Here is a 14,521-nt window from a genome sequence, read left to right on the forward strand (position 1 = left end):
GATTCATTAATCATTGAGGAAGAAAACAACCCTTCCTCTCCTACTCACTAAGCTCTGTTAGAGTATCCAAATGTTGGTTATTAATCACCGCCATGATATAGGCGCCTGACCGTAAAAGGTCATCGGGACCGAATTGAACATCTAGAGGAGCATTTTCATAGTCACGAAATCCAAGTACATTGAGATTGTATCGCCCACGTAAATCTAGCTGACTGAGGCTTTTCCCCGCCCAAGATTGGGGGATTCTCATCTCGACAATTGAAACATTCTTGTCCAACTGAAAGACATCTACGCTGTTATGAAAGAGAATTCTCTGCGCTAACGAACGTCCCATTTCAAATTCCGGTGAGATGACCGAGTCCGCACCAATTTTCTCCAGTACCTTTTTGGCCATGTGACTTTTTACCTTGGCAATGACGGTCGGCACCCCTAGACTTTTACAGTGCATGACTGCAAGAACACTGGATTCTAGATTTTCCCCCGTTGCGACAACCACGGTATCGCAGGTGTCAATTCCCGCTGATAGAAGGAGTTCTTCATCCGTGATATCCCCAACTACTCCACGCGCCAGCACGGGTTCAAATTGATTAATGCGCTCCTCGTGGTCATCAATAGCAATGATATTCATATGATGTTTGGCAAGAGCAGCCAAAACACTACTCCCAAAAATTCCCAAGCCTAAAATTCCAATCGTCCGATCTGACATCGTTCTTCCTTTCTTATCCAATGGTGATATCTGCTTTCATATAGTGAATCAAATCTTTCTTGTCTGGCTGGTATTCTGCTAAACTTACCAGTAGTGTCAAGGGGCCAATACGGCCGATAAACATCAACAACATAACGATACTGAGAGCTAACTTGCCTAACTCTGGTGTTAAATTCGCCGTCACCCCAACAGTAGCAAGTGCTGAAATGGTCTCAAACATGAGATAGATAAAGCGCGGATTTCCTTCTGCGGTTACCCCTAATAGAATCAAGCCCAGCAAGAAGGTCAGCAAGAAGATAATAAAGACACTAAAAGATTTTTGTACGGTTCGAGGTTCAATGGTCCTCCGAGCTACATTGGCATGAGGCAAGCCCAACAGTTCGCTACGAGCAAAGACCAACAAGACAAAGAAGGTCGTAATCTTGAGTCCCCCTGCTGTCCCTCCAGGTGCCCCGCCCAGAAACATCTGCAAAATGTAGATCAGCAAGGTGACCGGTCGAGCCTGGGTGTAGTCAATAGAGGCAAAGCCTGCTGTCCTCATACTGACAGTCTGGAAAAAGCTAACCAGCAGTTTCTCTGGGACGCTGAGATTCCCAATCGTCCCTGAATTGTTCCACTCAATCAAAAGGGTTGATACCGTTCCAAAGAATAAAATTCCTGTTGTTAAAAAGAGAACTAGCTTAGTATGAAAGCGAAGACGGCGTTTTTTCTTTTTCCCAAACTGGGTCGCTAGGTCAAACCAGACCATAAATCCTAGACCACCCGTTATAATCAATCCTGCAATCACTAAATTTATCAAAGGGTCCGTCTGAAAGACTGCCAAACTCGTACTTCCAAAATTATCAAATCCAGCATTGCAGAAAGCTGAAATAGCCAAAAAGATAGAGGTTAACATCCCTCGACCCCAGCCAAATTCAGGAATGAAGCGGAAACTCAGGAGAAAGGCGCCGAGCCCTTCTACCAGAAAAGTCGTCAAAAAGATCGATCGGATGAAGTCCTTTAAGGACTGGGTTTCCCCATAACTAAAACTTTCTTGAATAGTCTCACGACTACGAAGACTGAGCTTTTGTTTCCCTTGGATATAAAAGATTCCAATAAAGGTCATAAGCCCCAAACCACCGATCTGGATTAAGAGCATACAGATCAATTGACCCCAGATATTGTAAGTAGAGGCCACCGGCTGGGTGAAGAGCCCTGTCACACAGACCATGGACACAGTCGTAAAGAGATGGTCAAAGTAGGTCGCTTGTGACGTTGTTGCTTGAACAAAGGGGAGGCTTAAAAGAAGCGAGCCCAAGAAGATAACTAGGGCAAAACTTAAAAAGATACGACGGGCTGGCGATAATCGAACCAGCGTCGTCTTGATTTTTTCCAAAAAAGGTTTGAATAACATAACTACATTCTACCATAAAAACAGTAAGAACACTCACATGTGGTGCACAATAGTCAGACAGAGTTCGAGTGCCTTATCAAAAGCTTCAGAACCCCAGTCACGACTGTCGTAGTTGTCTAGATCCGCCAGGGAATCTGCGGTAAAGAGCAGTTCTCCCCATACAACCCCACGTAACTGAGCTACTGCCGCAAGAGTAGAGCACTCCATCTCCACAACAGCACAGCCTTCTTCCTTGCGATAGGCAACCTTTTCAGTCGTCTCTCGGTAAAAACCATCTGTCGTCCAGGTCATAACTTCCTCATAGGGAATGCCTCTTTGTTCTAAGACTTGCTCAATGGCAGAGATAGCCTCAATCTGCATCTCCATATAACGAGAAGGCGCTACATAGTGGTAGCTCGTCCCCTCATCTCGCAGAGCGCGAATAGGGACGAGAAAGGCATTTTCCTCTATATCGGCTAGGACGCCACAGGTTCCAGTGGAAATGATTTGCTCCACACCATAGCCAATCAACCAATCCATAAACTGGGCCGCTGGGGCAGAACCCACGGGCGCCTGGGCCAGACAGATCTCCTCACCCTTGTAGTTGACGACATAGACTGGATAGGTCTTGGTGGCAGAAACGAACTCACCAACACAGTCCGCCCCTACTTCCTGAGCATAACGGTCAATCTCCTCCTCCAAAAATGCATAGATGCACTTCTTTGGCAACCTTAAGTCTAACCCCTCATGTGTTGGCATAAGGACCGCTTGGGGGTTATCATCAAACTCTAAAATGGGAATCGCATGCTTCTGAATCATAGCCTACCTCCTCTAATTTTGTACTATTGTATCAAAAGCTGACGGAGTGTCAAGGAGTTGTCTTTACATTTCCTCTAGTAACAACACAAAACTCTCCCTTCTCTCTCGAGAAAGGAGAATTTTGTTTATCCTTGTCCGCCAGGGGCTGGACCGCCGCCTTGAGGACCGCCGCCTTGAGGTCCACCACCAGGTCCACCGCCTCCAGGCATAGAGTTGACGATTTCCGTTTGTTTTTCGCCATTGAGATAGATGTCTCCACCTGTATAGGTCGCTGTTCCATCAAAGTCAAAACCTGATTGACCAGTCATTTTAATGGTTCCGCCTGTGACAGTGATATTTCCGTTTGAATCGATTGGGTCTGTATCCCCTTGACCAACTTCAACTGTCAGGTTCCCACCATTCATAGTGAAGAAGATTTCACTTTGTTGGGCATTTTTGTTGGCTGCATTGACACCATCGTCCGTTGAATAGATGGTAATGTCCCCACCGTTGATAGTAATTGACTTCCCTTCAAGTCCTTCTGTTGAATTCTTGACGGTGTAGGTTCCACTATCGATGACGAGGTCTCCAGAAGCGTGGATGCCATCATCCCCTGCTGTAACGGTGATGTTGTTGTTGGATAGGTACATGGTTCCGACTGAAGTATCTTCATCATTGTCCACCTTGACTCCGTCTTCTTTAGCATCGATGGTCATGGTCGTACCAGTGATGTTGAGTTCATCATTGACATTAAAGGCATCACCAACTGCTGTGATGTTATAGGTTCCACCCGTGATGTGGAGGGTGTCGTTAGCCTTAATACCATTATTTTTCTTTCCATCTACATTAAGAGTTCCTTTCCCGTTGATGGTTAAATCCACCTTAGAAAAGAGAACTGCATCGGCTTTTTCGTCACTGTTCGAGCTTGAGTCAGAGAGACTGTTGGTGGTTCCTTCTGCCAGAGTCAGGTAGACATGGCCGGCTGATGTCGCAGAAATTGCTGCATTGGTGTTGGTCATGGTCGCACCTTTTAAGACTAGGTGAACATCTGCCGACTTATCTGCCTCGACCTTGATCTGAACTCCATCAGACTGACCTGAAATCACATAGGTGCCAGATTTTGTGATGGTCACTGTTGAGTCAGAGACTGTCACGCCATCTCCAGAGACGTTTGCAGATGAGCCAGATAGCTCAATCTTAGAAGCTGTGCTTTCATCATAAGAAGTATCATAGTCCTTCTCTGTAAAATAGGATGATTGGTTTGTCTTTGTTGAAGTTGTTGTTGCACTATTTGTCGTTGCATTGGTATTAGATGTAGTTGTTGACTGGGCACATGCTGCCATCAACACCATTGCCGTTAAACTCGTTGCAAGTAGGGTCCATTTTTTTGATTTCATACCTTTTTCCTCTCCTTCGTATGATATAGTTGACAGTCTACAGAAGATTACTGAAATAAAACTAAAACTTTTCTGAAAGTTTCCTTAAATTCAGTTTCAGTTAAGATTCGCTTAATAAAACTTTTAGAAATGTCCTCTAGACTTGTAGTCAAGCAAGTTCACCTTGTTTAAATATAGTACAACTGAAAGTAATACTCAATGAAAATCAAAGAGCAAACTAGGAAGCTAGCCGCAGGCTGTACTTGAGTACGTCAAGGTGAAGCTGACGTGGTTTGAATTTGATTTTCAATGAGTATAAGAGGAGAAAGACTTATGAAACCACTAGAAACTAAATTCAAACGGATTGAAACCAAATATGTTGTCTCTAAAGAAATTTTAGAGAAACTCATTCAGGATTTAAAGGAATATTTGGTAGAAGACGACTATCCAATTTCAACCATTTCAAATATCTACTTTGATACGGAAGACTTTGATGTTCTCCTAGATGATGATTTTGGAGATAAGCGAAAAGAAAAGGTTCGGATGCGGACCTATCTCAGCCAGCCTACATTAGATAGTCAAGTATTTTTAGAAATCAAAACCAAGGACCAAGAAGGGGTTGGCCGTAAGTTTAGACTACTCTCAACTCCTAGTTCTATCCTTAATTTTATAACCAAAGGGCACTTGGATGCTAGTATCACAGATAAGATCGTCATTGAAAAAGTGAAAAAACTTCATCAGGACTACAAACAGGGCATCAAGCCTCGTATGTATATCTACTACGATCGTTATTCATTAAAAGAAAAAAAATACATCGAGGGCTACAACTATAACAAAATTCGTATCACGATTGACCAAAATCTAGTCTATAGAGATGAAAATGTTAATCTTTTCTCTGGAAATCAAGGGGCCCCTCTATTGGATGATAATACTGTGATTATGGAGATTAAGGCTCCTGGAAACAAGCCCCAGTGGTTGCAGGACATTCTAGACAAGTATGGTTTGATTGAGCACAAATTTTCAAAATACAGTTGTGCTTACCACAAATCTCAAGGACTCCCTTACGCACCACGTCCCAATATAGAAAGCGCAGGTGCCGCTTATGCTTAATCTATTTAATTCAATTTTCAACAACGCTACTGCCAGTGTAGACCCCTTCCAACTAATGCTGGCTCTACTTGTCAGTCTAACTCTTGGTTTGGCTCTCACTTGGACCTACAAATATCGAACCCTCTATACTAGAGAATTTGCTATCAGCTTGACTCTGCTTCCCAGCCTCATGACTTTGGTTATTTTTCTAGTCAATGGAAGCTTAGGTACTTCGATTGCCGTAGCCGGAACCTTTAGTTTGATCCGTTTCCGTTCTGCAACGAGTGGATCAAGAGAACTGATTGCTATTTTCCTAGCCATGATTATCGGTCTAGCTTGTGGAACAGGCTATCTCTTCCTGGCAATTTTGTTCACCCTATTTATCTTGGGTGTTTGGTTCCTTTTGGAGAATCAACAAGTCAAAACTGACAATCAACGTCGTAGACTTTTGACAATCACGGTAGCCAATCAAGAGAAGGTACAGGAAGCTATCCAGACTGCTCTTGACCAATTCTGCTCAGAGATTGATATGATTACAATCAATAGCACAAACGCGGGTGACAATCTCAGCATTGTCTATGAAGTCGAGCTAAAAACAGAGGTGGATGATTTCCAAGTGACTAGCTATCTTACACAAAATATCCATCAATGTGATGTAGCTATAACTAAAAAAGCTAAAAAGAGAAAAAATCTCTAGCAAAAAAGAACAGCATTTTGCTGTTCTTTTAATTTTCTTTGACTGGAATTTTTTTGATAACACGCGCAGGATTGCCACCTAGGACAACATTGTCTCCAAAGGACTTGGTAATCACGGCTCCCGCTCCTGCCACTACGTTATTGCCCAGTGTCACTCCAGGAAGGACAATGACGCCACCTCCAGCCCAGAAATTATCACCGATGGTGATGGGCTTGCCGTATTCGACCCCTGAATTGCGTTCATGCGGATCCAGTGGATGGAGTGGGGTTAAAAACTGACAGTTGGGGCCAAGCATGGCATTGTTACCGATGCGAATCGGACAAACATCCAGCATGGTCAAGTTCCAATTGGAGTAAAAATTTTCCCCTATATGGATATTGACTCCATAATCGACCACCAGGCGTGGATTGATATAGAGATTTTCCCCAGTTGAACCAAACCAAGTCTTGATAATCTCCGCCCCTTTCAAGGGGTCTAGCTCCTGGTTGAAATCCGCCTGCTTCTGACGTGCTGTCTGAGCCAAGGTCCGCAACTCGGGGTCAAACGGATGATAGGGCTCTCCTGCTATCATTTTCTGGTATTCACTGGCCATCTTAATCCCTCACACTTACTTTGAGGCCATCATATCAAAAAGACTTTGAAAGGTCAAGAATAACCTGCTTTCCAGTCTCTCGAAACCATTCCCCGTCCCAACTCAAAACAACTTGCTTGACAAAAGCTTAACTTCATGGTTTAATATACCCCGTAAGGGTATATTTGGAGGTGCCTATGTTTCACTTATTATTTACAAAAATTGACAGTATTTCTACCAGCGAGTTAGAAGCTAAACTCAGAGAACCGATTCAGCTACTGGATGTTCGGACGCCTACGGAATTCCATAGAGGTCATATCAAAAATGCTAAGAATGTCCCTCTAACTGAGATTGGATCTTACACACCTGCGACAAAAGAAACACTTTATGTCATTTGTCATTCTGGTGTGCGAAGCAAACTAGCCGCTAAAAAGCTAAAGAAAAAAGGTTACGATGTCGTCAATGTTCGAGGCGGTATGAGCGCTTGGACAGGTAAGGTCATCTAGAAGCATAAAGGAGAAAGTCAATGAAAGTTATCATTGCTGGAGGAGTTGCAGGCGGTATGTCAGCAGCAACCCGTCTCAGACGTCTCATGGAAGACGCTGAAATCACTATTTTTGAGAAAGGTCCCTTTGTTTCCTTTGCAAACTGCGGACTTCCTTACTATGTTTCAGGAGAAATTTCAAACCGTGATAGTTTATTGGTTCAAACTCCTGAAAGTCTCAGGGCACGCTTTAATCTCGATGTTCGTCCTTTCCATGAGGTCATCAGCATTTCACCAACAGAGCACACTGTGACCGTACGCCATGATGGACAGGAATTCACAGAAAGCTACGACAAGTTGATCCTCTCCCCAGGAGCTAAACCATTTGTTCCTACCATTGAAGGCTTGGCAGAAGCTAAGAACGCCTACACGCTTCGCAATGTTCCCGATCTCGATGAAATTATGGCGGCCTTGGACAATCATCCAAAAGAAGCTGTCGTTATCGGCGCAGGCTTTATCGGGCTTGAAATGGCTGAAAACCTGGCGAAACGTGGATTGCAAGTTACTATCGTTGAAAAAGCGCCCCATGTCTTGCCACCATTAGATCACGAAATGGCAGCCTTTGTTCAAGCAGAATTGGTTAAAAACGGCGTTCGCGTTATCACTTCTCAGTCTGCAACTCGATTTGAAGACCAAGGAAAAGTCATCGTTCTCGAAAACGGTCAAAAGATCACTTCTGACCTCACCATCCTTTCTGTCGGTGTTGAACCTGAAAACGGACTGGCTAAAGCTGCGGGAATTGAACTGGGACTTCGTGGTGGGATCTTGGTCGATGAACATTATGAAACCAGTCAAAAAGATATTTTTGCAGTTGGGGATGCCATCGTCGTCAAGCAAGAGATTACGGGCCAAGACGCCCTCATCTCTCTCGCTTCTCCTGCCAATCGTCAGGGACGCCAAGTGGCGGACGTCATCGCAGGACTCGGGCGTACAAACAAGGGCAGTATCGGCACTGCGATCGTTCGTGCCTTTGATATGACAGCTGCTTCGACTGGTCTCAGCGAGCGTATCCTTAGCATGAACCAACTTCCTTACAAGGCACTTCATGTCAGCGGTAAAGACCACGCTGGTTATTATCCAGGCGCTACTGATATGACCTTGAAGCTCCTCTTTGACCCAACCACTGGAAAAATCTATGGTGCCCAAGGAGTTGGAAAGAAAGGTGTTGACAAGCGAATCGATATCCTAGCTACTGCCATCAAGGGAAATCTCACCGTCTTTGACTTACCAGAGTTAGAGTTTACCTATGCGCCACCTTTTGGATCTGCCAAGGATCCCGTCAATATGCTGGGCTACGCAGCCTTGAACCTTATCGAGGGCCTCAGCGACAATATTCAATGGTACCAGCTCGAAGACGAACTGGCTAAGGGCAAGAAATTCCTAGATGTGCGGACAAGTGGCGAATTCCAAAGTGGTCGACTCAAAGTCGATACCATTCATATCCCCCTAAACGAACTACGGGAACGCTTGGATGAACTGGACAAGAACCAAGCCTACATCGTTAGCTGCCACAGTGGTTTGCGCAGCTATATCGCAGAGCGTATCCTCAAGCAAGCAGGATTTACCGTCCAAAACCTTGACGGCGCTTATTCACTATACAAAATGGCTAACCCAGAAGGAGTAGAATATGGTAACTAATATCAGCATGGCTGACTTTTATGAAAAATATCAACATGAAAATCTAGATCTTATCGATGTCCGTGAAGTACATGAATTCCAAGCAGGACATGTGCCAGGTGCTAAAAGTCTGCCTTTAAGTACCTTGGAGCAAGGCTACAAAGAACTCAAACCGGACCATGAATACCATGTCATCTGTCAAGGTGGAGTACGTTCCGCCTCTGCCTGTCAATTTCTCAGTGCCCAAGGTCTCACCGTTACCAATGTAGAAGGTGGTATGAATGCTTGGCCTGGGCAAGTAGAATAATCAAAAGAAGCTGGGCAACAACTCAATTTCAGGAGAAAATGAAGTAATACTCAATGAAAATCAAAGTGCAAACTAGGAAGCTAGCCGCAGGCTGTACTTGAGTACGGCAAGGTGAAGCTGACGTGGTTTGAATTTGATTTTCGAAGAGTATAAATCTCCCCACAATAAAACGCATACTATCAAGGCTTTTCAACGCCTGATAGTATGCGTTTTTTTATTTTAAAGGCTTTTTACCAGCCTCTCTTGAGTCACATTACACTATTCTAATAGTAGCTAGACCTTTGCAACTCTTATCTCAAAAAATTAGTTTATTTCCGTTTAATCAAGTATCGGATAGCCTTTTCCAAACGTTCTTTTTGAGCCTCAGGGTCGTCTAGCGGTTGGTTGATGCAGGCGGTGAGATTTTCGGTAATCATCATCTCAATCACGCGCTCAACACTAGACTTCACTGCTGTCAACTGCGTCACAATATCAGCGCAGTCACGATCTTCTTCAATCATCTTTTGAATCCCACGCAACTGGCCCTCTGAACGTTTCAAGCGTGTTATATACTTTGAGTTTGTCATTGATTTATCCTTGGTCACTTTTTCTTCATTATATCTCGAATAAGGTTCTTTGTCAAAATTCTCATCCTATCTGTTTTTATAGGAACCCAATCCGTGTTTTCATGATATAATAGTAAAAAAATGTTCAGAATGGACTTACTTATGAATTCTATCTATGGTGGCTACGAATCCTATTTACCGACTATCTTGCAAACCTTTATTCAAGACATAGAAGAGGCCGCAGCTAATTACAAAAAGGAAACCAACCTCAAACTATATGAGCATTTGCATGCGCGCATCAAAACAGAAAAAAGTATGCGTGAAAAATGCCAACGCAAAAGTCTTCCTCAAACAAGTCAATCCGCTCTTAAAGAAATACGAGATGCTATAGGCGTTCGAATTATCACAGGCTTTACAGATGATATCTACCGCATCGTAGAGTATATTCGCCAGATGTCAAGCATCCATATTTTCAAAGAGAAAGACTATATCCGTCAGGTCAAACCCAACGGCTACCGTTCCTATCATCTGATTCTAGAGGTGACCACTCCCTACCCAGACTGTCTGGGAAATGACCAGGGTACCTATTTTATCGAGATTCAACTGCGTACGATTGCCATGGACTCCTGGGCCAGCCTCGAACACCAGATGAAATACAAGAAAAACATCCAAAATCCTGAGAGAATCACGCGCGAGCTCAAACGTTGTTCCGATGAACTTGCTTCTTGTGACTTGACCATGCAAACCATCCGTGATTTGATTCAGCGCTCTGATCAAGACTAAGGAGAACTTATGAAAATCTTACTTGCCGAAGATGAAACCCAACTAAATCGTGTTATCACCGTTGCGTTAGAACGCGAAGGCTACAGCGTTGATTCTGTTTTTAACGGACAAGACGCTGTCGAAAAGGCTAAATCTAACCACTATCACCTCATGATTTTTGACATCATGATGCCAATTAAAACTGGAATTGAAGCCCTCAAAGAAATTCGCCAGTTGGGCAATACGACCCACGTTATCATGTTGACAGCCATGGCGGAAGTAGATGACCGTGTAACCGGACTCGATGCAGGTGCCGACGACTACTTAACCAAACCCTTCTCTCTCAAGGAACTATTGGCTAGACTCCGTTCTACTGCCCGCCGTCTGGAGGACTATACACCCGATACCGTCCAATTAGGCAACACCCGCTTAGACATTAACGAACAAGAATTAGCTGCTACAAACAGCATTCGCCTAGGAAAGAAAGAGACTCAACTCTTGACCCTCCTCATCCAGTATGCTAACCAAGCCCTCAGTTGTCAACAACTACTAGAACAGGTCTGGCCAGATGAGTTGGAAGAAAGTGATCACGAGCTCGTTTTTCTCTATATTTCCTACCTACGCCAAAAACTCCAAAGTGTCCAGTCTAGCTTACAGATACTTGGGCCGGCAGAAGGCCCCTTCCAATTAACAGGAGGTGACTAGATGTTTCGAAAGCTTCGTATCAAATTTATCGCAACGGCTACTCTTGCCATCACTCTGATTCTAACCTTCTTTCTAGTTTTGATGAATAGTATCGTCTACACTCAGACTGAGGACAACATTCACACTGTTCTCTCTATCTTAACCAAGAATGAGGGGGAACTTCCTATTACTGACGAAGTCAAAGAAAGTCTGACTGAGAAAAATATCCAGGAAGGAATCGTCTATAATTTCCAATACTTCTCCGTCAGAGAAAAGGAAAATGACTACGCCATCTCTCTCACAAATGTTCAATCCTTAACTGAGGATGAGGTCAAAAGTTTTCTCCCCAATGTTCTCAAAAAGCAGGAAACTTATGGCACTATTACTCATAAGGGGCGTTATTTTACCTACCAAGTGAGCCAATCTACGACTGGGAAACTGCTGGTCTTCTTTGAAACGACTTACTATATCCGGGAACGCAGTACCCTACTTCAAGTTTCTATCTGGCTAGCCTTAGCTAGCTTACTCCTCCTCATACTACTCTTCACCTTGATTTCAGGGATTGTCATTCGTCCTTTTATCAAAAACTATGAAAAGCAACGGATGTTTATCACCAATGCAGGACACGAACTCAAAACACCTCTAGCTATTATTTCGGCCAATACCGAACTACAGGAGTTAATAGAGGGTGAGACTGAGTGGAGTATCAGCACTAAGGAACAGACAGAGCGTCTTAACCATCTGATTGGAAGACTCATCCGACTTGCTCGGCTCGAGGAGCAAGAGGATATCAAACTAGCTCCTCAAAATATCTCCGTCATCGCTGAAAAGGTTGCCTCAGATTTTGCTCCTCTCTTTACCAAAGAAGATAAAAGATTTGAAAGTTCTATTGAAGCAGATGTTGTAGAAAAAGTAGCCCAAGAGGAATTTTATGAGCTTCTTAGCATTCTTCTTGACAATGCCCGCAAATACTGCGACCCCGCTGGAACGATTCGCTTGACGCTTCAACGAAAAAATTATCTACTACACAAACACACTTGTATCACTATTTCTAATGATTATAAGGATGGGCAAGCAGCTAATATTAAACGTTTCTTTGACCGCTTTTATCGTGCGGAGACCTCTCACAATAACCAAACTATATCTGGCCATGGAATAGGCCTCTCCATGGCTCAGCACCTCGTCAGCTTGTTTAGAGGAAAAATCTTTGTCAGCTACAAAAAACAGGTGATTACCTTTACAGTTTGGCTATAATGGTTTCACTCTTTATTATTCCATAAAAAGCGAACAAGTCCGCATTCTAAAAACAGAATGCGAGCTTGTCCGCCTTTTTCTATGTATATGATGTGTTTTTCACATCTCATCGTTCCAAGCGAATGCGGGTCACAATCCCATCTGGGTCTACAAGATTCAACTCACTCGAATTTACCCACTTGATTGGTGCTTCTACCTCTTGCGCTTGCTGAACGATGGCTAAGAGTTCTTCCTTGCTTTCGACCTCAAGGACGTAGTAGGCCAAGCCAGGCATGCCTGCCTTACGTGGAGCCAGATTTTTTCCTCCCCATTCATTGACTGCTAAGTGATGGTGGTAGTCCCCAGCTGCAATCCAACTAGCACTAGGGATGCTAAATTTATCCTCTAGCCCTAACACCTTTTGATAAAACTGACTCGCCGCGCGACTATCCTTAACCGATAGATGGATATGCCCCATTCTCGTCCCTTCAGCTAGGATAAAGGGATCTACCTTTTCCCCTAACTCATAGATATCCTGAGCCGCAAGGGCCTCTGTCACACCGATAATGCGTCCGTCTTCTCGAATATCCCATGAAGAAACTGGCTTATCACGGTAGAGTTCAATGCCATTTCCTTCCAAATCTTCCAGATAAAGGGCCTCACTGTATCCATGATCCGCTCCTCCGACCAGAGGAATGCGCAAATCACTTAAGTGTTTCAGGACATCTGCCAAGGCTTTTCGTGTCGGCAATAAAATCGCTAGATGGTAGAGCCCATAATGCTCCCTTACTTCCCCAGCTTTTTCTGCCTGAATCAGGTGGACCAAGGCTTTTCTGCCAAGTCCCAAAATCGCTTCTGTCTCTGTTTGAGATAAAATCTCTAAGCCAATAATCTGGTGATAAAAAGCCGTTTGACTCGTCAAATCCTTGACATTTAAAACCGCCTCTGCTAGGTAAATGTGGCTTTGGTATGCATAAGTCATAGGGTGTCTCCTTTTTGTTGTAACTTTATTAATTACATCCATTATACACTATTGAGATAAAATGTCAACGAAGACAACTCAAAAGAGCTGGAAACCAGCTCTTCTTTTTATTTAACAACCAGCTCGTAGCGAGTTTTGCTGGTAAAGGTTTGCCCCGCTTTGAGAATAACTTGGTCTTTGAGGTCACTGTGAATGGCATCTGGTAAGGCCTGCGCTTCAAGGGCAATCCCATTGTGCTGAATCATTGGCTGACCAGCTATGATGACACCCTCATCCACAAAGTTTGCTGTGTAGACCACAAAGCAAGGAGCCTCTGTCTTGAAAAGTAGGAAGCGACCTGAATTTTGGTCATAAAGGAAACCAGCATTGTCATGGCCTGCAGGGAGGGCAAATGGGTGATCCAAACCAGATACCATCTGGATTTGCTCATCTTCTTCTGCAAAGATATCCTTGAGCAAAGCACCATTGTAGATGTGTTTTACTACGTCACGATTGGCATCTGGAGTTTTGGCCGGAACACCGTCCGGAGCGATTGGGTAAATGCCCTCCGTATTTAGCTGAAAGACATGGCGGTCAACTGTCTGCGTGAAATCGCCAGACAAGTTGAAGTAGCTGTGATTAGTTGGATTGACCAGCGTATCCTGATCGGTCGTTACCTTGTAGCTGACTTCGTAGGCACCTGTTTCTTCCAAGCGGTAGCTAATCCAAATCTTAAGATTCCCAGGAAATCCTCCTGTCCCGTCTGTACGCTCTGTGTAGAGGGTCAAGCCATGGTCGCTTACTTCGACCAATTCAAACAAGCTCGAATCCCAACCAGTTGAACCACTGTGGTTACAGTTGCTAGCATTATTAACTTCAAGGTCATAGGTCTTGCCATTGAGCTCAAATGTCGCACCTGCGATACGACCTGCTACTGGCCCCACACTTGCTCCATGCTTGGGACTATTGCCTACATAGCTAGCAAAATCATCAAAGCCCAAGATAACATTGGAAAAATTTCCAGCCTTGTCAGGCGTTACATAGCGCAAAATGGTCGCACCATAAGTCATAATCTCCAGCTGATAGCCACCGTCAGTCTCAAAGCGATAGGCCAAGACATCCTTGCCATCATGATTTCCAAATACACGCTCTGTGTATGCTTTCATTCTGTTCTCCTTTGATTCATTTCTCTTAAGTAAACAAACCATAGAGAGTGTATGCACCATCTATGGTTGTAGTTTCTATGTTCAGAATCCTTT

General features: G+C 43.9%; 16 protein-coding genes. 8 read left to right on the plus strand and 8 right to left on the minus strand.

Annotated elements, in window-relative coordinates; genetic code table 11:
- Positions 1–40: 40 nt before the first annotated feature.
- The 4 genes from ACIY14_RS06215 to ACIY14_RS06230 form a co-directional block, all read right to left on the minus strand.
- Complete coding sequence (locus ACIY14_RS06215; RefSeq protein WP_001283889.1) at positions 41–706, minus strand: TrkA family potassium uptake protein; 666 nt, start codon at positions 704–706, stop codon at positions 41–43.
- A 13-nt stretch (positions 707–719) separates the two neighbouring features.
- Positions 720–2,099, minus strand: coding sequence for a TrkH family potassium uptake protein (locus ACIY14_RS06220; RefSeq protein ID WP_409001952.1), 1,380 nt, complete (start codon positions 2,097–2,099; stop codon positions 720–722).
- 33 nt (positions 2,100–2,132) lie between these two features.
- Positions 2,133–2,897 (minus strand): nucleoside phosphorylase, encoded by a 765-nt coding sequence (locus tag ACIY14_RS06225; RefSeq protein ID WP_409001953.1) that lies wholly within the window; start codon positions 2,895–2,897, stop codon positions 2,133–2,135.
- A gap of 125 nt (positions 2,898–3,022) precedes the next feature.
- Positions 3,023–4,273, minus strand: coding sequence for a carbohydrate-binding domain-containing protein (locus tag ACIY14_RS06230; RefSeq protein WP_409001954.1), 1,251 nt, complete (start codon positions 4,271–4,273; stop codon positions 3,023–3,025).
- 312 nt (positions 4,274–4,585) lie between these two features.
- Between ACIY14_RS06230 and ACIY14_RS06235 the strand changes: the two genes are divergently transcribed.
- Both ACIY14_RS06235 and ACIY14_RS06240 read left to right on the plus strand, forming a co-directional pair.
- Positions 4,586–5,362 carry a polyphosphate polymerase domain-containing protein gene (locus tag ACIY14_RS06235; protein ID WP_409001955.1) on the plus strand — a complete coding sequence of 259 codons (777 nt, stop codon included), beginning with the start codon at positions 4,586–4,588 and terminating at the stop codon, positions 5,360–5,362.
- A complete protein-coding gene (locus tag ACIY14_RS06240; protein WP_409001956.1) occupies positions 5,355–6,038 on the plus strand; it encodes a DUF4956 domain-containing protein in 684 nt (227 codons plus the stop codon). The genes ACIY14_RS06235 and ACIY14_RS06240 overlap by 8 nt, the downstream gene beginning before the upstream one ends.
- Positions 6,039–6,066: 28 nt before the next feature.
- Here the strand turns inward: ACIY14_RS06240 and ACIY14_RS06245 are convergent, their stop codons facing one another.
- On the minus strand, positions 6,067–6,630 hold the full coding sequence (locus tag ACIY14_RS06245) for a sugar O-acetyltransferase (protein ID WP_409001957.1): 564 nt from the start codon (positions 6,628–6,630) through the stop codon (positions 6,067–6,069).
- Positions 6,631–6,806: 176 nt separating this feature from the next.
- Between ACIY14_RS06245 and ACIY14_RS06250 the strand changes: the two genes are divergently transcribed.
- The 3 genes from ACIY14_RS06250 to ACIY14_RS06260 are packed head-to-tail and all read left to right on the plus strand — an operon-like array spanning position 6,807 to position 9,077.
- A complete protein-coding gene (locus ACIY14_RS06250) occupies positions 6,807–7,115 on the plus strand; it encodes a rhodanese-like domain-containing protein (protein ID WP_409001958.1) in 309 nt (102 codons plus the stop codon).
- Positions 7,116–7,135: 20 nt separating this feature from the next.
- On the plus strand, positions 7,136–8,791 hold the full coding sequence (locus ACIY14_RS06255) for an FAD-dependent oxidoreductase (RefSeq protein ID WP_409001959.1): 1,656 nt from the start codon (positions 7,136–7,138) through the stop codon (positions 8,789–8,791).
- Complete coding sequence (locus ACIY14_RS06260; protein ID WP_409001960.1) at positions 8,781–9,077, plus strand: rhodanese-like domain-containing protein; 297 nt, start codon at positions 8,781–8,783, stop codon at positions 9,075–9,077. Before ACIY14_RS06255 ends, ACIY14_RS06260 begins: the two co-directional genes overlap by 11 nt.
- 308 nt (positions 9,078–9,385) lie before the next feature.
- On the opposite strand, the gene ACIY14_RS06265 is transcribed toward ACIY14_RS06260, so the two are convergent.
- Positions 9,386–9,643: a metal-sensitive transcriptional regulator gene (locus ACIY14_RS06265; RefSeq protein ID WP_000185161.1), complete on the minus strand. Its 258-nt coding sequence runs from the start codon at positions 9,641–9,643 to the stop codon at positions 9,386–9,388.
- A 141-nt stretch (positions 9,644–9,784) separates the two neighbouring features.
- Between ACIY14_RS06265 and ACIY14_RS06270 the strand changes: the two genes are divergently transcribed.
- The 3 genes from ACIY14_RS06270 to ACIY14_RS06280 are packed head-to-tail and all read left to right on the plus strand — an operon-like array spanning position 9,785 to position 12,322.
- Entirely contained in the window at positions 9,785–10,405 is a 621-nt protein-coding gene (locus tag ACIY14_RS06270; protein ID WP_409001961.1) for a GTP pyrophosphokinase family protein, read from the plus strand.
- A gap of 9 nt (positions 10,406–10,414) precedes the next feature.
- The gene (locus tag ACIY14_RS06275; protein WP_409001962.1) at positions 10,415–11,089 is read left to right on the plus strand and encodes a response regulator transcription factor; all 675 of its coding nucleotides are present in this window, start codon (positions 10,415–10,417) and stop codon (positions 11,087–11,089) included.
- Positions 11,090–12,322 (plus strand): sensor histidine kinase, encoded by a 1,233-nt coding sequence (locus tag ACIY14_RS06280; protein WP_409001963.1) that lies wholly within the window; start codon positions 11,090–11,092, stop codon positions 12,320–12,322. It begins immediately after the preceding gene.
- A gap of 106 nt (positions 12,323–12,428) precedes the next feature.
- On the opposite strand, the gene ACIY14_RS06285 is transcribed toward ACIY14_RS06280, so the two are convergent.
- Both ACIY14_RS06285 and ACIY14_RS06290 read right to left on the minus strand, forming a co-directional pair.
- A complete protein-coding gene (locus ACIY14_RS06285; RefSeq protein ID WP_409001964.1) occupies positions 12,429–13,283 on the minus strand; it encodes a VOC family protein in 855 nt (284 codons plus the stop codon).
- Between the two features lie 107 nt (positions 13,284–13,390).
- Positions 13,391–14,428 (minus strand): aldose epimerase family protein, encoded by a 1,038-nt coding sequence (locus ACIY14_RS06290; RefSeq protein ID WP_409001965.1) that lies wholly within the window; start codon positions 14,426–14,428, stop codon positions 13,391–13,393.
- Positions 14,429–14,521 lie beyond the last annotated feature (93 nt).

It is taken from the genome of Streptococcus sp. ST16 (assembly GCF_046098135.1).
Classification (GTDB): domain Bacteria; phylum Bacillota; class Bacilli; order Lactobacillales; family Streptococcaceae; genus Streptococcus.